Here is a 22378-nt window from a genome sequence, read left to right as displayed (position 1 = left end):
GATTTTCGCCATGCCCTCATCTCAGGCACGAAAGCTCAGAAGTCAGAAGTGGTTCGACGATCCGGCGCATGCCGACATGACCGCGCTCTACGTCGAGCGGTTCATGAACTACGGCCTCACACGCGAGGAACTGCAATCGGGGCGACCGATCATCGGCATCGCGCAAACGGGTAACGATCTCGCGCCGTGCAACCGGCATCACATCGAGCTCGCGCAGCGCACGAAGGCCGGTATTCGCGATGCGGGCGGCATTCCGATGGAGTTTCCCGTCCATCCGCTCGCCGAACAGTCGCGCCGCCCGACCGCGGCGCTTGACCGCAACCTGGCCTACCTCGGGCTCGTGGAAGTGCTGCACGGCTTTCCGCTCGACGGCGTGGTGCTCACCACGGGCTGCGACAAGACCACGCCCGCCTGCCTGATGGCGGTCGCAACCGTCGATATGCCGGCCATCGTGCTCTCGGGCGGACCGATGCTCGACGGCTGGTTTCAGGGCAAGCGAGTGGGCTCGGGCACGGTCATCTGGCACGCGCGCAATCTGCTCGCCGCGGGCGAGATCGACTACGAGGGGTTCATGGACCTGACGGTGGCCGCATCGCCGTCGATCGGCCATTGCAACACGATGGGCACGGCGCTCTCGATGAACAGCCTCGCCGAGGCGCTCGGCATGTCGTTGCCGGGCTGTGCCTCGATTCCGGCTGCCTATCGCGAGCGCGGGCAAATGGCCTATGCAACGGGCAAGCGCATCGTCGATCTCGTGCGCGAGGACGTGCGTCCGTCGAAGATCCTGACGCGCGAGGCGTTCGAAAACGCGATCGTCGTCGCGTCCGCGCTCGGCGCCTCGACGAACTGTCCGCCGCATCTGATCGCCATTGCGCGCCACATGGGCATCGAGCTCGATCTTGGCGACTGGCAGCGGCTCGGCGAAGCGGTGCCGTTGATCGTCAACTGCATGCCTGCCGGCGAGCACCTCGGAGAAGGCTTTCATCGCGCGGGCGGCGTGCCGGCCGTGTTGCGGCAACTGGACGAAGCGGGCCTGCTGCATGGACGGTGCGCCACGGTTTCGGGCCGGTCGATCGCCGAGATCGCCGCCGCGGCGCCGGCTGCCGACGGCGAGGTGATTCGGCGCTGCGATACGCCGCTCAAGCATCGCGCGGGCTTCATCGTGCTGTCGGGCAACTTCTTCGACAGCGCCATCATGAAGATGTCGGTGGTCGGCGAAGCGTTCGCGCGCACCTACCTGAGCGAGCCGGGCGCGGAGAACACGTTCGAAGCGCGGGCGATCGTCTTCGACGGTCCCGAGGATTACCACGCGCGCATCAACGATCCGTCGCTCGAGATCGACGAGCATTGCATGCTCGTGATTCGCGGCTGCGGCACCGTCGGCTATCCGGGCAGCGCCGAGGTCGTCAACATGGCGCCGCCCGCCGAGCTCGTCAAACGTGGCATCGATTCGCTGCCTTGCATGGGCGACGGCAGGCAAAGCGGCACGTCGGCGAGCCCGTCGATCCTTAACATGTCGCCCGAGGCGGCCGTCGGCGGCGGGCTCGCGCTGCTGCGCACGGGGGACCGGATTCGCGTCGATCTGAACGCACGGCGCGTCGACGTACTCGTCGACGCCTCCGAACTCGAGCGGCGGCGCGGTGCGGCGGTACTCTCGGTGCCGGCGTCGCAAACGCCGTGGCAGGAGATCTATCGCCAGTTCGTCGGGCAGCTTTCGACGGGAGGCTGCCTCGAACCGGCGACGCTCTATCTGAAGGTGATCGAGACGCACGGAGACCCGCGCCACTCGCATTGAGGGGACGTACAGGCAGGTCCGGCGAGTGACGGGAGCACGGGCCGGTGCGGCATACGGGGAGGCGCCATGTCGGCGTGGCGGATGGCGTCAGGAATTTTGCGGCATGATGGCGCGGTGCGACCCGTCAGGAGCATGCCGTGGACACATCCACTCGGAACGCTGAGGCGGGCAGCGGCGCGTCGCGCCGGTTGCCGCCGGTCTGGACAAAGGTGATTCTGCCGCTTGCGGTGCTCGTGTCGTTCGTCGTCCTCGTCGTCGCGCGCGTAGGCATTGCATGCGGGCAGGGCAGGGGCGCGGGCGTGCTCGGCTACCATGGCGCCGGCGATCGCACGGGCCAGTACGTGGTACCCGGCCTCACCTTCGCCAAGGCGTCGCGGCTTCGTCGAGATGCCGGCTTCGATGGGCGCATCGAGGGCCACATCTATGCGCAGCCGCTTTACTGGCACCCGCCGGGTGCCGCTTCCGCACTGGTCGTCGCCGCAACGGAATCGAACACCGTGTACGCACTCGATGCGACGACAGGGCGGATCGTCTGGCGACGCGCGCTCGGAGCACCCGTCGCACGCGAGATGCTGCCGTGCGGCAACATCGATCCGCTCGGCATTACCGGCACGCCCGTCATCGACCCGGCGAGCGGCACGCTCTATCTCGACGCCATGGTGGCCGAGGGCGGGGCGCTCAAGCACCTCGTCTATGGCTTGTCGATGCGCGACGGCAGCGTGCTGCCCGGCTGGCCCGTCGATATCGCGGCAGGCCTGAAGGCGCGGGGAATGTCGTTCGATGCGCGCGTGCAGAATCAGCGCGCCGCGCTCGCGCTCGTGCGCGGACGGCTGTTCGTGCCCTACGGCGGCCATACCGGCGATTGCGGCAACTATCGCGGCTGGGTCGTCGGTGTGGAGATCGACAAGCCCGGGGTGGCCGGCGCATGGCAGACGCGCGGCGTGAAGGGAGGCATCTGGGCGCCGGGCGGTATCGTCGTCGTGGGCGAACGCCTGTTCGTGACGACGGGCAACACCCACGGCGCGCGCGGTTGGTCGGACGGGGAGGCCGTGATCCGCCTCACGCCGGAGCTCGCGCGAGCCGACGATACCCGCGACTTTTTCGCTCCCGCCGACTGGCGGCAGCTCGACGAGGACGATCTCGATCTCGGCGGCGCGAACGCTGTGCCTATCGATTTGCGCGGACGCCGGCTCATGGTGGCGCTCGGCAAGGATGGCAAGGCATACCTGCTTGATCGCGAGAACCTCGGCGGCATCGGCGGCGCACTCGATGCACGCGAGGTATCGAGTGCGCCGATCGTCGGCGCTCCCGCTGCATGGTCTACGCCCGACGCGGCGTTCGTGGCGTTTCGCGATATGCGCCCTTCGCCGCCGTGCCGCGGCAGCGGCGGCCATTCGGCCTTGAGCGTCGTACGCATCGACACCCCGGGCAAAGGCGGCCTCAAGCCCGCCTGGTGCCGGCGCCTGGATGGCGGAGGCAGCCCGGCTACGACGACCAGCGACGGCCGGGCCGATCGCATCGTCTGGATCGTCGGAGCGGAGGGCGATGGCCGGCTGCATGGTTTTCGCGCCGAAGACGGCGAGCCCGTGTTCGATGGCGGCGGGGGCAGCGATCGGATGGAAGGGCTGCGCCATTTCGCGACGGTGGCGGCGGGAAACGGGCGCCTCTACGTGGCCGCGGACGACCGAATCTATGCATTCACCCCCGCGCCATGAAGCTCACGCGATGAGATATTTGACGCGGCGCTAAAAACCCCATATAATCTTTTTCTCTGACGCGGGGTGGAGCAGTCTGGCAGCTCGTCGGGCTCATAACCCGAAGGTCGTAGGTTCAAATCCTACCCCCGCAACCAATCGAAAAACCCGCCTTAACGGCGGGTTTTGTCGTTTACGGTTTGTATGGGCCGCGGGTTTGCATGTCACGTCGCCCGACGGTCGGGGTTCTCACTGCCCTAAAGCCGCTCGCCGCATGCGCCGATAACACGGTCAACCATTGCAGACGTCAATGGCGCCGCAAGACGCCCTTTCGACCCTCAATCCATAGCCATCCATCTGTGGGCAGCAAGCCCTCATTCGATGACGAGTGCCGTCAGGCGCTGCCATGTAGTTCGGACTCCTAAGGAATCGCGGCCGATCGGCACGCGGGGACGGGTTCCGAGGCAACACTCATCGAGGAAATATCATGAATTGGTTTTACAGCCTGAAGATCGCCCGCCGATTGATGCTGTTGAATCTGGTCGCTGCGGTTGCGCTTTTTGCGATCACGGGCTTTGGCATCTACCAGACACGCCGCGTGTACGAAGCGGCCAGCTATTCCACCGAAAATACGGTGCCCAGCCTGCTCGTGCTGGACAGGGCGAGCGATGCGCTCAGCGCTACACGCACGCTCACGAACAAGTACCTCGCGAGCACGGACCCGCAGGCCGCCAAGTCCGCGGAGGACGCGATCGCGAAAGAGACCGAAGCCGTCAATGCCGCGTTCAAGGAATACGAGGGGCTCTTGTCCGACGATAAGGACCGTGCGCTGCTTGCGGCCGACCGCGCGCTGATGGCGGAAGCCGATCGGGTGCGCATGCAAGCCATCGCGCTTGCTCGCGATGGTAAAAAGGCGGAAGCCTACGAACTCGTGGGCACGCGTCTGGCCGATGCCGCGCAACGGCTCAGCGCCGCGGTCCAGGCGCATCGGGCCTACAACGAGGCGCAAGGCAAACAGGGGGCGAGCGACGCGCAGCAAATCATCTCGAGCGCGCAGTGGTTCGAGGCGGGTGCGACAGTCGCGGTGCTCGTCGCCGTTCTCGTGCTCGCCTCGCTTGTCGCTCGCTCGATCACGGGCCCCCTCGCCGAGGCGGTCAGCTTCGCACGGCGCGTGGCCGAGGGCGATCTGACGGGCCGCGTGCGCGTCGTTGCACGCGACGAAACAGGCCAGCTGCTCGAAGCGCTCGGCAATATGAGCGAAAGCCTCAAGAAGGTCGTGGGGCAGGTACGCGTCGGCAGCGAAACGATCGCCACGGCGAGTTCGCAGATCGCCTCAGGCAACCTCGATCTGTCCACGCGCACGGAGCAGCAGGCTTCATCGCTGCAGCAGACCGCATCGAGCATGGAGGAGCTGACGTCCACGGTGCGGCTGAACGCCGAGAACGCCCAACAGGCGAGCACGCTGGCGGCTAATGCGGCGGGCGTTGCTCAAAAAGGCAGCGAAGTGGTGGGCCGCGTGGTCGATACGATGTCGCAGATCAGCGATCGCTCGACGAAGATCGCAGACATTACCGGCATCATCGAAGGTATCGCCTTTCAGACCAATATCCTCGCGCTGAACGCCGCCGTGGAAGCGGCACGCGCGGGCGAGCAGGGGCGCGGCTTTGCCGTGGTCGCCAGCGAAGTCCGCAGCCTCGCGCAGCGCTCGTCGAGCGCGGCCAAGGAGATCAAGGATCTGATCTCCGCCTCGGTACAGACGGTGGAGGAGGGCTCGGTGCTCGCCGGCCAAGCCGGCAACACGATGGGCGAGGTGACGAACGCGATCGCGCGCGTGACCGACATCATGGGCGAAATCGCAGCCGCTTCGAACGAGCAAAGCCGTGGGATCGAGCAGATCGGCGTTGCCATCACGCAGATGGACGAAGTCACGCAGCAAAACGCGGCACTGGTCGAAGAAGCGGCGGCCGCCTCGCAGTCGCTCGACGAGCAGGGGCGCCAGCTCAGCGGCGCTGTCGCATTCTTCCGCGTCGAGGGCATGCACGCGGCCTGACGCCGGCCCAGCCGTTCGATGAGGCCGGCGCACCCGTACGCCCGGGTGGAACCGATATGGGAGCGGGCGGACCGGCGTGTGACGCTGCGCCGCCTTCTTCCTCGGTGTGACCACCGATGTTTCGGTGCGCGCCATCTTGAAATGGACACTGTGTTTTTGTACAGTAATGCCATTTTGAGCCCGCGCGCGCCCTTCCTTGCCGATTCGACAGACGCCCCCATCGGGGCGATGGACGACCGCGCGCCAGTGCCGCGCAAAATCATCCATTGCGATTGCGACTGCTTTTATGCCTCCGTCGAGATGCGGGACGACCCGGGCCTGCGCGGCCGGCCGCTCGCCGTCGGAGGGCGCCCGGAGCAGCGCGGTGTGATCGCGACGTGCAATTACGAGGCGCGGCGCTTCGGCGTGCATTCCGCGATGTCGTCGGCGCTCGCGATGCGCAAGTGCCCGGATCTCCTGATCCTGCCTTCGGCGATGGAAAAGTACCGCATCGCCTCGCGGCAGATCATGGCGATCTACCGGGACTATACGGCCGATGTCGAGCCGCTCTCGCTCGACGAGGCGTATCTCGACGTCACCCATTCGTCGCGTTGCAAGGGCAGTGCGACGCTGATGGCCGAAGAGATCCGCGCGCGTGTTCGCGAGACTGTCGGCGTGACGGTGTCCGCGGGTGTCGCGCCCAACAAGTTCATCGCGAAGATCGCCTCGGACTGGAACAAGCCCGACGGGCTCTTCGTCGTGCGCCCGCACGAGGTCGATGCGTTCGTTGCCGCGCTGCCCGTGCGCAAGATCTTCGGTGTGGGCAAGGTGACCGCCGCCAAGCTCGAGAAACTCGGCGTGGCGACCTGCAGCGATCTGCGCGAATGGTCGCTCGTCGATCTCCATCGACTTTTCGGCGTATTCGGCAAGCGGCTCTACGAACTGTCGCGCGGCATCGATCACCGCACGGTGAAGGCCGACCGTGAACGCAAGTCGATCAGCGTCGAAACGACCTACGTTACGGATTTGCGTACATTCGACGAATGCGCGGCCGAGATCGGCCGGCTCGCGGGGGAACTCGACGCGCGCATCGTGCGCGCGGGTGCCGCCGCCGCCATTCGCAAGCTGTTCGTAAAAGTCCGTTTCGCCGATTTTCAGCGCACGACTGTCGAGTGCGTGGCCGACGCCACGCATTTGCCCACGTTCGTCGCGCTGCTCGAAAAAGGCTTCGCACGGCGCAACAGGCCCGTGCGTCTGCTGGGCGTCGGCGTTCGGCTCGAGGAGGACGACGGCCAGTCCACCGGCCAGTTTTTGCTCTTCGACGACGAAAATGCCGTCGGCCGGCCGCCGACTCGATAGAATCGGCAGCAGTCCGGGCGATGCGCAGCCCGCGGCGGGAAATGGCAGGTGCTCCTGCGCCACGCCTCGCGCTTCCGCTTTCCGCCTCATGCCTCATGACCAACGAAAGGACCCGTCGATGGATTTGATCATTCGCCGCGCCGCCTTGCCGGCCCACATTGCCGGGCACGACCTTCCGGTCGATATCGGCATCGAGGGCGGCCGCTTCGCGGCCATCGAACCGAACCTCGCGGCGACGGCAGTGGAGGAGATCGACGCGGCGGCGCGCCTCGTGACGCCGCCTTTCGTCGATGCGCACTTTCATCTCGATGCCACGCTGTCGTACGGGCTGCCGCGCGTGAACGCCTCCGGCACGCTGCTCGAGGGGATCGCGCTTTGGGGCGAGCTCAAGCCGCAATTGACGCAGGATGCGCTCGTCGAGCGCGCGATGGCCTATTGCGACTGGGCTGCGGCGCGCGGACTGCTCGCCATCCGCTCGCACGTCGACGTCTGCGACGAGCGGCTGCTCGCGGTCGAGGCGCTGCTCGAAGTGAAGCGTCGTGTGGCGCCATATCTCGACTTGCAGCTCGTGGCTTTTCCGCAGGACGGCGTGTTGCGCAGCACGGGAGCTTTCGACAACCTGAAGCGGGCCGTCGCGATGGGTGTCGACGTCGTGGGCGGCATTCCGCACTTCGAGCGCACGATGGCCGACGGCGCCGCATCGGTGCGCCTGCTCTGCGAATTCGCGGCCGAAAAAGGCTTGCCCGTCGACATGCATTGCGACGAATCGGACGACCCGCTCTCACGCCACATCGAGACGCTTTGCGCCGAAGCTCACCGGCTCGGCCTTGGGGGCCGCGTGGCCGGCTCGCATCTGACGTCCATGCACTCGATGGACAACTACTATGTGAGCAAGCTGTTGCCGCTGATGCGCGAATCGGGCGTGGCCGCCATTGCCAATCCGCTCATCAACATTACGCTGCAAGGGCGCGCGGATACCTATCCGAAGCGGCGTGGCATGACGCGCGTGCCTGAGATGATCGCGGCGGGGATCGACGTTGCGTTCGGTCACGACTGCGCGATGGACCCCTGGTACAGCCTGGGCTCGGCTGACATGCTCGAGGTGGCGCACATGGGGTTGCACGTCGCGCAGATGACGGGGCTGGCCGCGATGCGTGCGGCCTTCGACGCGGTGACGGTCAACCCGGCGCGCATTCTCGGGCTCGAAGAGTACGGCATCGCGGTGGGGCGGCGGGCGGACTGCGTGCTGCTCGACGCGGGCGATCCGGTCGAGGCGATTCGCCTGCGCGCGACGCGGCTCGCCGTGGTGCGCGGTGGAAAGGTCATTGCGCGCACGCCGGCTGCGGACGCGACGCTTGCGATCGACAGCCGGCCGAGCCGCGTCGATTTCAAACTGCCGAATCGTCACTGAACAGGCAAACCCGCGACCGGGCGCTATCTGTACTGCGGCGTATGCCAGGGGGGGATCGACGACGGCAGGAACGAACGAAAACGGCGCCGCGCCTCGATGGCGGCGGCGCCGTTTTAACGGGCGGGCCAGCGGTTTCAGTGCGCTGTGGTACCGGCCATGCCGTTGTGGCGCAACAGCGCATCGATGGTCGGCGCGCGCCCGCGGAAGGCCTTGAACGACTCCATCGCCGGACGGCTGCCGCCTACCTCGAGGATTTCATGGCGATAGCGTTGGCCCGTCGCCGCATCGAGCACGCTGCCGCTCGTGTGTGCGGCGTCTTCGAACGCGGCATAGGCATCGGCCGACAGCACCTCGGCCCACTTGTAGCTGTAGTAGCCGGCCGCGTAGCCGCCCGCGAAGATATGGCTGAATGTGTTCGGCCAGCGCGAGAAAGAGGCTTGCGGCACCACCTGGTAGCGTCCGTTGATTTCGCGCGCGAGGTCGTTTGCGCTGAGGGGGCCGGCCGGATCGAAGTCGACATGCAAGCGCATGTCGAACATCGAGAACACGATCTGGCGCATCGTGCCGAGTCCGCTTTGGAAGTTCTTCGCCGCGAGCATTTTCTCGAAGAGCTCGCGCGGCAGTCGGGCGCCGCTATCGACGTGCGCCGACATATCGGCGAGCACGTCCCATTCCCAGCAGAAGTTCTCCATGAACTGCGAGGGCAGCTCGACGGCGTCCCATTCCACGCCGTTGATGCCCGCCACCGCGAGTTCGTCCACGCGTGTGAGCATGTGGTGGATCCCATGCCCGAATTCATGGAAAAGCGTGATGACTTCGTCGTGCGTGAAGCACGCCGGCTTGCCGCCGACCGGGGCCGAGAAGTTGCAGGTCAGGTAGGCGACCGGCGTTTGCAGGCCGCCGTCCGGCCTGCGATGCCGCGAGCGGGCGTCGTCCATCCAGGCGCCGCCGCGCTTGCCTTCGCGCGCGTAGAGGTCGAGATAGAACTGGGCGACGAGCGTGCCGTCGCGATCCTCCACGCGGAAAAAGCGCACGTCAGGGTGCCAGACAGGGGCTTCGTCGCGGCGAATGCGAACGCCGAAGAGCGTTTCGGCGACCTTGAAAAGGCCGCCCAGCACCGCCGGCTCCGGGAAGTACTGCTTGACCTCGTTTTCCGAGAATGCATAGCGCTTCTCGCGCAGCCGCTCGCTCGCGAACGCGATATCCCACGGCTCGAGCTGAGCCAGTCCGAGCTCGCGCGCCGCGAAGTCACGCAGTTCCTGCCAGTCTTGCTCGGCATGCGGGCGCGCACGCTGCGCGAGATCCTCGAGGAACGCAACGACTTGCTCCGGCGAGTCGGCCATTTTCGGCACGAGGGAAACCTCGGCGAAGTTGCGGTAGCCGAGCATCCGGGCTTCCTCGCGCCGCAGCTTCAGAAGCTCGGCGATGACGTCCGTGTTGTCCCATTCGGGCTTGCCCGCACCGTACAGGCTGCCGAACTCCGAGGCGCGCGTGACGTATGCGCGGTACATGGCTTCGCGCATCGGCCGATGCGTGGCGTACTGCATGATCGGAAAGTAGGAAGGAAAGTGCAGCGTGAACTTCCAGCCTTCGAGCCCGGCGCTCTGTGCCGCCTGACGCGCGGCCTGAACGACGTCTTCGGGCAGGCCGGCGAGTTCGTCTTCGGCCTTCGCGATGTACGCGTAAGCGTTCGTCGAGTCGAGCACATGGTCGGAAAACGACTTCGCGAGGGCCGCCTGGTGCTCCTGCAGTTCGGCGAAGCGCGGCTTTTGGTCTTCGGGCAGCTCGGCGCCCGACAAGCGGAAGTCGCGCAGCGCGTTATCGAGGATCTTCTTGCGCTCGACGCTGAGCGAGGCCAGTTCCGGGCCGGTCGCGATGGCCTTGTACTTTTCGAAGAGGGCGAGGTTCTGCCCGACGCTCGACCAGAACTCGGTCACGCGCGGCAGATTTTCGCCGTACGCGGCGCGCAATTCGGGCGTGTCGGCCACGGCGTTCAGGTGACCGACGATGCCCCATGCACGCGATAGCGGCTCCGTCGCGCGCTCCGTGGCATCGACGACGTCGGCCCAGGTGGCCGGCGTTCGCGCATCGAGTGCGCGGTCGATGGCCGCTTGCGCATCGGCAAGCAGGACATCGAGCGCCGGCGTAACGTGCTCGGGGCGGATTTCGCCGAAGCGGGGCAGGCCAGAGAAGTCGAGCAGCGGGTTGCCTGTTTGCGGCGACGCGCCGGACGCGGACGGAGAGAGCGTATCGGACGTGTTCTGGACCATGGAGCTTCCTGTGATCGTTGATCGGACTGACGGGCATCATGCGCCCGTTTTCCACAGTATTGGGACGCTATGCGCTTTTTCCAACCGGCGTTACGCTTTTTCACTTCCGGCCGGAGCCGTCACGCACCTTGTGCGGCGCAGCGCTCGGCGGCCTCGATCGTATTGACGAGCAGCATCGTGATCGTCATCGGCCCGACGCCGCCGGGCACGGGCGTGATGAAGCCGGCGACTTCCGATACGCCGGGGAAGTCCACGTCGCCGCAGAGCTTACCCGCATCGTCCCGATTCATGCCCACGTCGATGACGACGGCGCCGGGCTTGACCATATCGGCCGTCACGAGCTGGCGCTTGCCGGTGGCCGCGACGATCACGTCGGCACGCTTCGTGTGCGCGGCCAGATCGCGCGTCTTGCTGTGGCAGATCGTGACCGTGGCGCCCGCTTCGAGCAAAAGCAGCGCCATCGGTTTGCCGACGATGTTCGAGCGCCCGATCACGACGGCCTCGGCGCCTTTCAGATCGATGCCACAGGCTTCGAACATCTTCATGACGCCGTATGGCGTGCAGGGACGGAACAGCGGCTTGCCCGTCATCAGGGCACCGGCATTGGCCACGTGAAAACCGTCTACGTCCTTTTCCGGCGCGATGGCTTCGATCACTTTGTGGCTGTCGATATGCGGCGGCAGCGGCAACTGAACCAGAATGCCGTGGATGCCCGGGTCCCGGTTGAGCGCGTCGATGCGCGCGAGCAGTTCCGCTTCGGAGAGCGTGGCCGGATAGCGGTCGCATGACGAGTGGATGCCGTTGTCTTCGCAAGCCTTGATCTTGTTGCGCACATAGACGGCGCTGGCGGGGTTGTCGCCCACGAGCACGACGGCGAGCCCCGGCTTGCGCCCGCGAGCCGCGAGCGCGGCTGCGCGCGTGGCCACGTCGGTGCGCAAGGTCTTGGAAAGGGCGATGCCGTCGATCAGTTTGGCTGTCATGATTCGGTGGATGTAGAGAGTGGCGACGCGGTGGCGCAGGTAGCGGCGCGGGCCTCGAAGGCCGCGGGGCGGAGGGGGTGCGGCGCCGGTGCTGCGCCGTACGCAGGACATGCCACGGCCGGGTGCCGGCCGCTTATGCGCAAGCGGCAATTATACCGCTGCGGCGCGCCGCGAGGCTGCGGCGCGCTGGGAGAGGGGCGGTGGGGGCGGTGGGGGCGCCGCCCGCGGCCCGATTCCGCGCCGCGTCGCGCACCGCTTTGCCGCCGATTGCCTACTGTTGCGGCTTGTTCGAGAGGGCGAGGCGCAGCAGATCGGCGACCGTATTCACGTTGAGCTTTTCCATGATGTTGGCCCGGTGGGCCTCGACGGTCTTGATGCTGATGCCGAGGTCGTCGGCGATCTGCTTGTTCAGGCGGCCCGCGATGATGCGCTCGAGCACCTGATGCTCGCGCGCCGTGAGCTTCGAAAGCCGTTCCGCCGCGGCGCGCTGCTGCTGCACGGTGCTGCTCTCGCTGCGGGCCTTGTCGAGCATGCGCTCGACGAGCTTGCGCAACTCGGCTTCGTCGAACGGTTTCTCGATAAAGTCCATCGCGCCTTTTTTCATCGTGGATACGGCCATCGGCACGTCGCCGTGGCCGGTCACGAAGATGATCGGCAGCGAAGCGTTCTCGGCGATGAGCCGCTCTTGCAGCTCGAGCCCGCTCATGCCGGACATGCGCACGTCGAGAATCAGGCAGGCGATCTGCCCCGCCTGATGCGCGGGCTGGTAGGCTTCGAGGAACTGCTCGGCGCTCGAGAAGCACTGCACCCGATAGCCGTTTGCCTCGAGCAGCCAACGCAGCGAATCGCGTACGGCCTCGTCGTCGTCGACGACAAAGACGGTTTCCTGAGTGGTGACTGGGCTACTCATAACTCTCCCGTAACGGTTTGCGGTTTGTGTGCCTCGGTGCCGCCGCCATGGTGGCCCGAATCGGCAGGCTCGCCGATCGGCAGACTACAGTGAAAAGTGGCGCCTGTGATCTTCCCGCCGGCGTCGACGTTGTTGACGACCCACAGCCGGCCGCGGTGCGATTCGATGATGGAGCGGCAGATGTTGAGCCCCATGCCCATGCCGTCCAACTTGGTGCTGTAAAACGGCTCGAACAGGCGTTCGATCGCCGCTTCGTCGACACCGGGGCCCTGATCGACCACGCTGATACAGACAAATCCGGCTTCGAGCCTGACGACGACGCGGATGACCGGATCGACTGCATTGGGCCGTGCCTCGTGCATGGCCTCGGCCGCGTTTTTCAGCAGGTTGACGAGCACCTGCTCGATCAGCACCGGGTCGACGTAGATGACGGGCAGGCGCGAGCGAATTTCGGTGAGGATGCGGATGCGGCGCTTGCGTGCCTCGATTTCGGCGAGGCCAACCGCGTCGGCGACGATGTCGGACACGCGCGCGGCTTGGCGCTTGGGCTCGCTGCGCTTCACGAATTCGCGGATGCGCTTGATGATCATGCCGGCGCGCACGGCCTGCTGCGCCGTTTTCTCGAGCACGGGCAACAGCGTATCGGGCGTCGTGCGCCCGGCTTTGACGAGCGCGACGGTGCCCGAACAGTAGTTGTTGATCGCCGCGAGCGGCTGGTTCAGCTCGTGTGCGAGCGAGGAGGCCATCTCGCCCATCGTCATCAGGCGGCTTGTGAAATGCAGCTTTTCTTCCTGCTGGCGTGCGAGCTCCTGAGCCTGCTTGCGCGTCGTGATGTCGGTTGCGATCTGCATCTGGGCGAGGTGGCCGTCCACCCACTGGATGTACTGGCGCCGTACCTCGAACCACTTCTGGATGCTCTGCACGTAGACTTCCTGCGCGTCGGCCGTGCTCTCGGTCAGCGCCGCGGCTGGCAGCCCGGCATAGGTATCGACCATGTCGATCGAATCGGACGATGCCTGCGTCGAATCGAAGCCGCCTCCGGCAAGCTCGAGGTGGCCATCGGGGCGGATGCCGAACAAATGCCGGTAGTAGCGGTTAGCGAAGAGCAGCTCCGCTTCGTCGGCAGCCAGGACCGACACGGCCGCATCGAGGCTCTCGAGCACCGTCGTGAAGCGCTCGTGCGCGGCGGCCAGTTCCTCGCGCGCGCGCTTGGGCTCGGTGATGTCGGTCATCGACGACATCCAGCCCGTTTGCCGGCCGGAGCTGTCGATGAGCGGCGAAACGTAAAGGCGCGCGTGGAAGATCGAGCCGTCCTTGCGGCGCACGCGCAACTCGAAACCCGACGAAGGCGCCTTGCCGCGCAGCGTCATGTCGAGTTGCCGCTGCATCTCGGGGTAGGCATCGCGCGGCCAGTACGGGAACGGCGCCGTCTTGCCGACGAGATCGCTTTCGTCCCAGCCCGTCATCCGGCAGAACGCCGGATTCACGTGCGTGATGCGGCCGTGCATGTCGAGCACGCGCATGCCGATCAGCACCGAATTTTCCATTGCGCGCCGGAAGAACGCTTCCGCGTAGAGCGCCTGCTGCGCCTCGAAGCGTTGCCGCGTGTGCTTCCAAAGGCTCCACAAGCTCCAGAGCACGAAGCACGACAGGCCGGCCACGAGCCACACGAGCGTGTTGTTCGTGAAGTTCGTGAGCTGCGGGAATGCGTAGACGCGCACGGTCAGGCCCTGACCGGGCGGATCGAGCGGCAGATCGTAAAAGAGATCGCGCGGCAGGCGCGGGCGCGTGGACGTGGTGGCCAACTCGCGGTTGTTGGCGTCGATGAGCGAGATCTTGTACTTGGCCGAGAGCTCGGGCGGAATGTCGTACTTCAGCACGCCCTCGATCGAGAACACCGCCGAGATCGAGCCGAGAAACTCGCGATCGCGATAGACCGGCGTTTGCAGCGTCAGATAGCCGTTGCCGAGATCGTCGTAGATGAGCGGCGAGTACACCTGCCGCCGCGTGCTGCGCGCCTCGCCGAAGGCAGCGGCCACGGCGAGCTCCATTTGAGCATCGGTGAGCCGCGCGAAGCGCTGCCCGGCGAGCGGCAGCGCCGTATCGGGCCAGCGCGGCTGCTTCTGGCTCGTGTACCAGTTCATGTACAGGATTTCGGGGTGCGCCTGCATGATGTCGGTGGTCGACATCTGGAACGAACGCTGGTCGGCATGCCCGGCCGAGAGATCCCGCGAGAGCGCCTGCAACTGTTCCTGCGCGCCCGTCATCGAGAGCCGGATCTGTTGCTGCGCCCACGCCACATTGCGATAGAGGGTGTCTTCCTGCTGCTGCTGCTCGCGCCGATTCAGGCTCCACAGAATCAGGCTCATGACGACCAGGAATACCAGGATCGACAGCAGCGGCGTCAGCAAATAGGAATTCGACCACCAGGGTCCGTGGTGCCAGCGGGACGGCGACGAATCCGCCCGGAGACCGGGTGGCCGCGCCGAACGTGCGAAAAGCCGATCGGTCAACATGGCTCGAATTGTAGCGCAGCGCCGGCCCGCCAATTGGCGTAAAACAAGGGTAAACCGGTGCCCTCGCGCGCTTCGCGGCGGTGCGTCCCCGTGCCCACCGGGTACTGTGCGGCGCAGCAATATTTCATATCGTGAGAAATGATCTCGTCATTCGAAAAATTGATTGCGCGCAGCATGGAGGCCTCTTTAAAATCGCGCAACTGCCGCGCGCCGTGAGCTGGCCCGCGTCGTCTGTTCAAAGAGCATTTCTCTATTCAGGAGACGAGAATGTCCGCTGTGCCCGACGAAGTCATGAAATATGTCGCCGCCGAAAGAGACGACGATCCCCAGGAAACCGGCGAATGGCTCGAGGCACTCGAAGGCGTGCTGTCGACGGTGGGTCCCGAGCGCGCGCACTACCTGATCGAAAAGCAGATCGAATTCGCGCGCGTGCACGGCGAGCATCTGCCCTTCTCGGCGAACACTCCGTACATCAACACGATCCCGGTGTCGGGTCAGGCCAAGATCCCGGGCGACCAGGACATCGAGCACCGTATCCGCTCGTACACGCGCTGGAACGCGATCGCGATGGTGCTGCGCGCGGGCAAGCATACGAACGTCGGCGGCCACATCGCTTCGTTCGCGTCGGCTGCCACGCTCTACGACGTCGGCTTCAATCACTTTTGGCATGCGCCGTCGGACAAGCACGGCGGCGATCTCGTCTTCGTGCAGGGCCACTCGTCGCCGGGCATCTACTCGCGCGCGTTCCTGCTCGGCCGCCTGACGGAAAAGCAACTCGACAACTTCCGCCAGGAAGTGGGCGGCGAGGGCATTTCCTCGTATCCGCATCCGTGGCTGATGCCCGATTTCTGGCAGTTTCCGACCGTCTCCATGGGCCTCGGCCCGATCATGGCGATCTACCAGGCGCGGTTCATGAAGTACCTGCACGCGCGCGGTGTCGCGAACACGCAGGGCCGCAAGGTCTGGGCATTCCTCGGCGACGGCGAGACCGACGAGCCGGAATCGCTCGGCGCGATCGGCATGGCCGGCCGCGAGCGGCTCGACAACCTCGTGTTCGTCATCAACTGCAACCTGCAGCGTCTCGACGGCCCGGTGCGCGGTAACGGCAAGATCATCCAGGAACTGGAGTCGGAGTTCCGCGGTGCCGGCTGGAACGTGATCAAGGTCATCTGGGGCAGCCGCTGGGATGCGCTCTTCGCGCGCGACAAGACGGGTGCGCTGATGCGCCGCATGATGGAGGTGGTTGACGGCGAGTACCAGACGTACAAGTCGGAGTCGGGCGCCTACGTGCGCGAGCACTTCTTCAATACGCCCGAGCTGAAGGCGCTCGTCGCCGACTGGTCGGACGAGGACATCTGGAATCTGAACCGCGGCGGCCACGATCCGCACAAGATCTACGCAGCGTTCCAGGCAGCCACGCAGGCCAAGGGCCAGCCGACCGTCATCCTCGCGAAGACGATCAAGGGCTACGGCATGGGCGAGGCGGGCCAGGCGATGAACATCACCCATCAGCAAAAGAAGATGCAGGTGGATCAGCTGAAGGTGTTCCGCGACCAGTTCCGCCTGCCGATTTCCGACGACGATATCGTCAACGTGCCGTACCTGACGTTCGAGGAAGGCTCGAAGGAACTCGAGTACATGCGCGCGCGCCGCCAGGAGCTCGGCGGCTATCTGCCGGCGCGGCGCCAGAAAGCCGAGTCGCTGCCGGTGCCGGCGCTGGCGGCGTTCGAGCCGCTGCTCAAGGGCACGGGCGAGGGCCGTGAGATCTCCACGACGATGGCGTTCGTGCGGATCCTCAACATCCTGCTGAAGGACAAGGCGCTCGGCAAGCGCGTGGTGCCGATCGTGCCCGACGAATCGCGTACGTTCGGCATGGAAGGTCTCTTCCGCCAGATCGGTATCTGGAACCAGGACGGCCAGAAGTACGTGCCGGAAGATTCCGACCAGTTGATGTTCTACAAGGAATCCGAGACGGGCCAGATCCTGCAGGAAGGCATCAACGAAGCCGGCGGCATGTGCGACTGGATCGCGGCCGCGACGTCGTACTCGACGCACGGCGAAATCATGGTGCCGTTCTACGTCTTCTATTCGATGTTCGGCCTGCAGCGCATCGGCGATCTGGTCTGGGCCGCCGGCGACATGCGCTCGCGCGGCTTCCTGCTTGGCGGCACGGCGGGCCGTACGACGCTCAACGGCGAGGGTCTGCAGCACGAGGACGGCCATTCGCTGCTGTGGGCGTCGTCGGTGCCGAACTGCGTCAACTACGACCCCACGTTCGGTTACGAACTCGCCGTCATCATGCAGGACGGCCTGCGCCGCATGGTGCAGGAGCAGGAGGACGTGTTCTACTACATCACGGTGATGAACGAGAACTACGAGCACCCCGCGATCCCGCAGGGCGAGCACGTGGCCGAGCACATCATCAAGGGGATGTACTCGTTGAAGAAGGCGGACGCCGCCGCCAAGGCGCCGCGCGTACAACTCATGGGGGCGGGCACGATTCTCAATGAAGTGATCGCGGCCGCCGACCTGCTCAAGAACGACTGGGGCGTCGAAGCCGACCTTTGGAGCGTGCCGAGCTTCACCGAGCTTGCTCGCGAAGGCCAGGCCGTTTCGCGCTGGAATCTGCTGCATCCGAGCGAGCCGCGCAAGCTGTCGCACGTCGAGACGCTGCTGAAGGACGCGCAAGGCCCCGTGATCGCCTCGACCGACTACGTGCGCGCCCTTGCGGAGCAGATCCGCGGCTACGTGCCGCAACGCTATGTCGTGCTCGGTACCGATGGCTTCGGCCGTTCGGATACGCGAGAAAAGCTGCGCCACTTCTTCGAAGTCGATCGTTACTGGGTCACCGTGGCGGCGCTCAACGCGTTGGCCGACGAGGGCACGGTCGAGCGCAAGCTCGTCGCCGACGCGCTGGCCAAGTACCAGCTCGACCCGAACAAACCCAACCCGATGACCGTTTAAGGCATCGCCTTCGCGTGCGGCCATGCCGCGCACGTCCAGCCGTTCGCGCGGCGGACGTGCGCGCGAGCCCTGGAGACACCAACAAATGAGTGAAGCGATCGAAGTCAAGGTGCCGGACATCGGCGATTTCAAGGACATCCCCGTCATCGACATCCTCGTGAAAGCGGGCGATACGGTCGAGAAGGAGCAGTCCCTCATCACGCTCGAGTCGGACAAGGCGACGATGGACGTGCCGAGCCCCGCGGCCGGCACGGTCAAGGAAGTGAAAGTGAAGCAGGGCGATCCGGTGTCGGAAGGCACGCTGATCGTCATTCTCGACGGCGCGGCCGCGGCGAGCGCGGCCAAGCCCGCCCAGGCGAACGGCGCGGCCGCGCCGGCGCAGGCCGCCACGGCTCAGCCGGCCGCGGCTCCCGCCCCCGCGACAGCTGCCGGCGGTGTGCAGGAGATCAAGGTCCCGGACATCGGCGACTTCAAGGATATTCCGGTCATCGAAGTGGGCGTGAAGGTGGGCGATCGCGTCGAGAAGGAGCAGTCGCTCGTCACGCTGGAGTCGGACAAGGCCACGATGGACGTGCCGAGCCCCGCGGCCGGTATCGTCAAGGACGTGAAGGTGAAGGTGGGCGACACGGTTTCCGAGGGCACGCTGATCGTGCTGCTCGAGGCTGCGGGCGCGGCACCCGCGCAAGCGGCGCCGGCCGCGGCGTCCGAGCAGAAGAAGGTCGAGCCGCCGATCGATTCGCCGCGCACGGAAGCGGCGAAGCCCGCGCCGGCCCAGCCGTCCGCGCTCGCGCAGGCGCCGTTGATCCCGGCGGGCGAGGGCGGTGTGCGCCGGCCGAGTCATGCGTCGCCGTCGGTGCGCAAGTTCGCGCGCGAGCTCGGCGTCGATGTTGGGCAGGTGCAGGGTACCGGACCCAAGGGCCGAATCACGCAGGACGACGTCACCGCGTTCGTGAAGGGCGTGATGACGGGCCAGCGCGCGCTGGCGGGTGCCCCGGCCGGTACGTCCGCGACGGCGGGCGGCGGCGAGCTGAACCTGTTGCCCTGGCCGAAGATCGACTTCACGAAGTTCGGCCCGATCGAAGCGAAGCCGCTCTCGCGCATCAAGAAGATCTCCGGCGCGAACCTGCATCGCAACTGGGTGATGATCCCGCACGTCACGAACAACGACGAAGCCGACATCACCGAGCTCGAAGCGCTGCGCGTGCAACTGAACAAGGAAAACGAGAAGGCGGGCGTCAAGGTCACGATGCTGGCGTTCGTGATCAAGGCCGTCGTCTCGGCGCTGAAGAAATTCCCGACGTTCAACGCGAGCCTGGACGGCGACACGCTCGTCTTCAAGCAGTACTACCACGTAGGCTTCGCCGCGGACACGCCGAACGGTCTCGTCGTCCCGGTCATTCGCGATGCCGACAGGAAGGGCCTCATCGAGATCGCCAAGGAAATGGCCGAGCTCTCCAGGCTCGCGCGCGAGGGCAAGCTGAAGCCCGACCAGATGCAAGGCGGCTGCTTTTCGATCTCGTCGCTCGGCGGCATCGGCGGCACGCATTTCACGCCGATCATCAACGCCCCCGAAGTGGCCATCCTCGGCCTGTCGAGAAGCGCGATGAAGCCGGTGTGGGACGGCAAACAGTTTGCGCCGCGCCTCACGCTGCCGCTGTCGCTGTCGTATGACCACCGCGTCATCGACGGCGCCGAGGCCGCACGCTTCAATGCCTATCTCGCCGCGCTGCTCGCCGACTTCCGGCGTGTGATCCTGTGACCGTCGACACGAACAACAAGGGGACGTGAATGAGTCTCGTCGAAGTAAAGGTGCCGGATATCGGCGACTTCAAGGACGTCGATGTCATCGAGGTCAACATCAAGCCGGGCGACGTCATCGAGAAAGAGCAGTCGCTCTTGACGCTCGAGTCGGACAAGGCGTCGATGGAAGTGCCGAGCGATACGGCCGGCACGGTGAAGGAAGTGAAGATCAAAGCCGGCGACAAGGTGTCGCAAGGCATGGTGATCGCGCTCGTCGAAGCCGCGGAAGGCGCGGCTGCGGCCAAGCCCGCGCCGGCTGCCGCACCTGCGCAGCCGGCGGCCCCCGCGGCCCCCGCGGCCCCCGCGGCACCGGCCGCCCCGACCGCGCAGGCGGCCAGCTACGCCGGCGGGGCGGACATCGAGTGCGACATGCTCGTGCTCGGCGCGGGTCCCGGCGGCTATTCGGCGGCTTTCCGCTCGGCCGACCTCGGCATGAAGACCGTGCTCGTCGAACGTTATTCGACGCTTGGCGGCGTGTGTCTGAACGTCGGCTGCATCCCATCGAAGGCGCTGCTGCACACGGCGCTCATTACCGATGAAATGGCTGCGCTCGCCTCGCACGGCATCACGTTCGGCGCGCCGCAGATCGATCTCGACAAGCTGCGCGCGTTCAAAGCGAGCGTCGTCAACAAATTGACGACGGGCCTCTCCGGCATGGCGAAGGCGCGCAAGGTCGAGGTGTTGACGGGCGTCGGCGCCTTCGTCGATCCGCATCACATGCGGGTGCAGACGGAGGGCGGGAACAAGGTCGTCAAGTTCAGGCAAGCGATCATCGCGGCAGGCTCTCAAGCGGTGAAGCTGCCGTTCATGCCCGACGACCCGCGCGTCGTCGATTCGACGGGCGCGCTCGAACTGCGCCAGATCCCGCAACGCATGCTCGTGATCGGCGGCGGCATCATCGGCCTGGAGATGGCGACGGTCTACGCGACGCTCGGCGCGAAGATCGACGTCGTCGAAATGCTCGACGGGTTGATGATGGGCGCTGACCGCGACCTCGTGAAGGTCTGGCAGAAGTACAGCGCCAAGCACTTCGCCAACGTCATGTTGAAGACGAAGACCATGTCGGCCGAGGCGAAGGCCGATGGCATCCATGTGACGTTCGAGGGCGAGAAGGCGCCGGCCGAGCCGCAGCGCTACGACCTCGTGCTCGTGGCGGTCGGCCGTAGTCCGAACGGCAAGAAGATCGGCGCCGAGAACGCGGGCGTGCGCGTCACCGATCGCGGCTTCATCGAGGTCGACAAGCAGATGCGTACCAACGTGCCGCATATCTTTGCGATCGGCGATATCATCGGCCAGCCGATGCTCGCCCATAAGGCCGTGCACGAAGGGCACGTCGCCGCCGAAGCGGCGCACGGCGAAAAGGCCTATTTCGACGCGATGCAGATTCCGTCGGTCGCCTATACCGATCCCGAGGTGGCCTGGGCCGGCAAGACCGAGGACCAGTGCAAGGCCGAAGGCATCAAGTATGGCAAGGCCGTGTTTCCGTGGGTGGCCTCGGGCCGGGCGATCGCCAACGGGCGCGACGAGGGCTTCACGAAGCTGATCTTCGACGAAGCGACGCACCGCATTATCGGCGGCGGGATTGTCGGCCTGAACGCCGGCGATCTCATCAGCGAGGTATGCCTCGCCATCGAGATGGGCGCCGATGCCACCGACATCGGGCGGACGATCCATCCGCACCCGACGCTCGGCGAATCGATCGGCATGGCCGCCGAGTTGTACGAAGGCGTTTGTACCGATCTGCCGCCGCAGAAAAAGAAGTAGTAGGGCAGCCCGCCCTGGCGGCGGGACAAAGGCGGGGGGGCGGAGGGCCGTCGATGTCGGAGCCCCGCCCGTAGCGCCCCCTGTCCATGAACTGGCTGCAAATGCAAAAACGGCGCGCTTCTTTCGAAGCGCGCCGTTTTACGTTCGGCGAGAGGTGCGTGTCGTCGCTCAGGCAGCCGGCTTCTTGGCAGCCGCGCGCGAAGCTTGCGTCGCTGCCTGCTGAGCGGCCTTCGTTGCGGCCGTGGCGGCGGCGTTGAAGTTGCTCTCGGCGATCTCGACCGCTTGCTTCGTGGCCTTGTGGACCGTTTCGTAGGTCGTGTTGGCGGCGGTGATCGCCGACTTCATCACGGCGACGGCCGTTTCCGAGCCGGCAGGCGCATTCTTGGCGACGTTGTCGACAAGCGCTTGTACCTTGCGGTTCTGCTCTTCGTACTGGGCTTCGGCCACACGGGCGAATTCAGCTTGCGTGGCCGACGCGATCTCGTACAGATGGCGGCCATACGACAGAACCTTTTCCGCGACGGGCTGCGAGAGGCTGGCTTGCAGCGCGAGCAGCTCTTGCGCGTCTTTCACCGACAGCGCACGTTGTGCGTTTTCCTGGCTTTCCGCGATCGTCGACTTGACGACTTGCAGGTTCAGCTCCACGAGCTTTTCGATGCCTTCGAACGCCTTGTTCGTCAGACCGAAGAGCGCTTCGAGGTTGGCTTTCTGTGCTGCGGCGAATTGCTCAGGTGTCAGCAGAGTCATGTTTTCGCTCCTGAAAATCGACCTGTCTGGCGCAGATCGCATAGGTTAATGGCAAAGCTTCGAATCGCGTCGTATGCCCGACGCCTTTTGTGCGTCGCAACATCGAGACCTATTCTATGCCGTCGTGCACAAAAGTCAA

The 22378-nt window shown here is 65.7% G+C and carries 14 protein-coding genes and 1 tRNA gene; 9 read left to right on the top strand and 6 right to left on the bottom strand.

The window, feature by feature from the left end; genetic code table 11:
* The first annotated feature begins 10 nt into the window (after window positions 1-10).
* From U0034_RS02915 to U0034_RS02890, 6 genes are all read left to right on the top strand, one after another.
* Window positions 11-1795 carry an IlvD/Edd family dehydratase gene (locus tag U0034_RS02915; RefSeq protein WP_085225695.1) on the top strand — a complete coding sequence of 595 codons (1785 nt, stop codon included), beginning with the start codon at window positions 11-13 and terminating at the stop codon, window positions 1793-1795.
* A 137-nt stretch (window positions 1796-1932) separates the two neighbouring features.
* Entirely contained in the window at window positions 1933-3510 is a 1578-nt protein-coding gene (locus U0034_RS02910; protein WP_085225697.1) for an outer membrane protein assembly factor BamB family protein, read from the top strand.
* Between the two features lie 60 nt (window positions 3511-3570).
* Window positions 3571-3647: transfer RNA gene (locus U0034_RS02905), tRNA-Met, on the top strand.
* Window positions 3648-3976: 329 nt separating this feature from the next.
* Window positions 3977-5539, top strand: a complete 1563-nt coding sequence (locus U0034_RS02900) for a methyl-accepting chemotaxis protein (protein WP_085225699.1) — start codon at window positions 3977-3979, stop codon at window positions 5537-5539.
* A 150-nt stretch (window positions 5540-5689) separates the two neighbouring features.
* Window positions 5690-6877 carry a DNA polymerase IV gene (dinB, locus tag U0034_RS02895; protein ID WP_386092231.1) on the top strand — a complete coding sequence of 396 codons (1188 nt, stop codon included), beginning with the start codon at window positions 5690-5692 and terminating at the stop codon, window positions 6875-6877.
* Window positions 6878-6995: 118 nt separating this feature from the next.
* A complete protein-coding gene (locus tag U0034_RS02890; protein WP_085225703.1) occupies window positions 6996-8288 on the top strand; it encodes an amidohydrolase family protein in 1293 nt (430 codons plus the stop codon).
* Window positions 8289-8422: 134 nt separating this feature from the next.
* On the opposite strand, the gene U0034_RS02885 is transcribed toward U0034_RS02890, so the two are convergent.
* The 5 genes from U0034_RS02885 to U0034_RS02865 form a co-directional block, all read right to left on the bottom strand.
* Window positions 8423-10558: a M3 family metallopeptidase gene (locus U0034_RS02885; protein ID WP_085225705.1), complete on the bottom strand. Its 2136-nt coding sequence runs from the start codon at window positions 10556-10558 to the stop codon at window positions 8423-8425.
* A gap of 119 nt (window positions 10559-10677) precedes the next feature.
* Window positions 10678-11538, bottom strand: coding sequence for a bifunctional methylenetetrahydrofolate dehydrogenase/methenyltetrahydrofolate cyclohydrolase FolD (gene folD / locus U0034_RS02880; protein ID WP_085225707.1), 861 nt, complete (start codon window positions 11536-11538; stop codon window positions 10678-10680).
* Window positions 11539-11809: 271 nt separating this feature from the next.
* On the bottom strand, window positions 11810-12448 hold the full coding sequence (gene fixJ / locus U0034_RS02875; protein WP_085225709.1) for an oxygen response regulator transcription factor FixJ: 639 nt from the start codon (window positions 12446-12448) through the stop codon (window positions 11810-11812).
* On the bottom strand, window positions 12445-14964 hold the full coding sequence (fixL, locus tag U0034_RS02870; protein WP_085225711.1) for an oxygen sensor histidine kinase FixL: 2520 nt from the start codon (window positions 14962-14964) through the stop codon (window positions 12445-12447). Before fixL ends, fixJ begins: the two co-directional genes overlap by 4 nt.
* Entirely contained in the window at window positions 14958-15140 is a 183-nt protein-coding gene (locus U0034_RS02865) for a hypothetical protein (RefSeq protein WP_085225713.1), read from the bottom strand. The genes fixL and U0034_RS02865 overlap by 7 nt, the downstream gene beginning before the upstream one ends.
* Window positions 15141-15231: 91 nt before the next feature.
* Between U0034_RS02865 and aceE the strand changes: the two genes are divergently transcribed.
* From aceE to lpdA, 3 genes are all read left to right on the top strand, one after another.
* Window positions 15232-17928, top strand: a complete 2697-nt coding sequence (gene aceE, locus U0034_RS02860) for a pyruvate dehydrogenase (acetyl-transferring), homodimeric type (protein ID WP_085225715.1) — start codon at window positions 15232-15234, stop codon at window positions 17926-17928.
* Between the two features lie 85 nt (window positions 17929-18013).
* Window positions 18014-19687, top strand: a complete 1674-nt coding sequence (gene aceF / locus U0034_RS02855) for a dihydrolipoyllysine-residue acetyltransferase (protein WP_085226417.1) — start codon at window positions 18014-18016, stop codon at window positions 19685-19687.
* A gap of 29 nt (window positions 19688-19716) precedes the next feature.
* Window positions 19717-21492, top strand: coding sequence for a dihydrolipoyl dehydrogenase (gene lpdA / locus U0034_RS02850; RefSeq protein ID WP_085225717.1), 1776 nt, complete (start codon window positions 19717-19719; stop codon window positions 21490-21492).
* Between the two features lie 168 nt (window positions 21493-21660).
* Here the strand turns inward: lpdA and U0034_RS02845 are convergent, their stop codons facing one another.
* Window positions 21661-22239, bottom strand: a complete 579-nt coding sequence (locus tag U0034_RS02845) for a phasin family protein (protein ID WP_085225718.1) — start codon at window positions 22237-22239, stop codon at window positions 21661-21663.
* Window positions 22240-22378: the final 139 nt, after the last annotated feature.

The organism is Trinickia caryophylli (assembly GCF_034424545.1).
GTDB lineage: Bacteria > Pseudomonadota > Gammaproteobacteria > Burkholderiales > Burkholderiaceae > Trinickia > Trinickia caryophylli.
This window is presented reverse-complemented; position numbering and strand designations above follow the sequence as displayed.

Coding starts and splice junctions, on each gene's coding strand:
- U0034_RS02845 (WP_085225718.1), bottom strand. CDS start 22,239: ATGACTCTGCTGACACCTGAGCAATTCGCCGCAGCACAGAAAGCCAAC.
- U0034_RS02865 (WP_085225713.1), bottom strand. CDS start 15,140: ATGCTGCGCGCAATCAATTTTTCGAATGACGAGATCATTTCTCACGAT.
- lpdA (WP_085225717.1), top strand. CDS start 19,717: ATGAGTCTCGTCGAAGTAAAGGTGCCGGATATCGGCGACTTCAAGGAC.
- fixJ (WP_085225709.1), bottom strand. CDS start 12,448: ATGAGTAGCCCAGTCACCACTCAGGAAACCGTCTTTGTCGTCGACGAC.
- U0034_RS02900 (WP_085225699.1), top strand. CDS start 3,977: ATGAATTGGTTTTACAGCCTGAAGATCGCCCGCCGATTGATGCTGTTG.
- aceE (WP_085225715.1), top strand. CDS start 15,232: ATGTCCGCTGTGCCCGACGAAGTCATGAAATATGTCGCCGCCGAAAGA.
- fixL (WP_085225711.1), bottom strand. CDS start 14,964: ATGTTGACCGATCGGCTTTTCGCACGTTCGGCGCGGCCACCCGGTCTC.
- aceF (WP_085226417.1), top strand. CDS start 18,014: ATGAGTGAAGCGATCGAAGTCAAGGTGCCGGACATCGGCGATTTCAAG.
- folD (WP_085225707.1), bottom strand. CDS start 11,538: ATGACAGCCAAACTGATCGACGGCATCGCCCTTTCCAAGACCTTGCGC.
- U0034_RS02915 (WP_085225695.1), top strand. CDS start 11: ATGCCCTCATCTCAGGCACGAAAGCTCAGAAGTCAGAAGTGGTTCGAC.
- U0034_RS02885 (WP_085225705.1), bottom strand. CDS start 10,558: ATGGTCCAGAACACGTCCGATACGCTCTCTCCGTCCGCGTCCGGCGCG.
- U0034_RS02890 (WP_085225703.1), top strand. CDS start 6,996: ATGGATTTGATCATTCGCCGCGCCGCCTTGCCGGCCCACATTGCCGGG.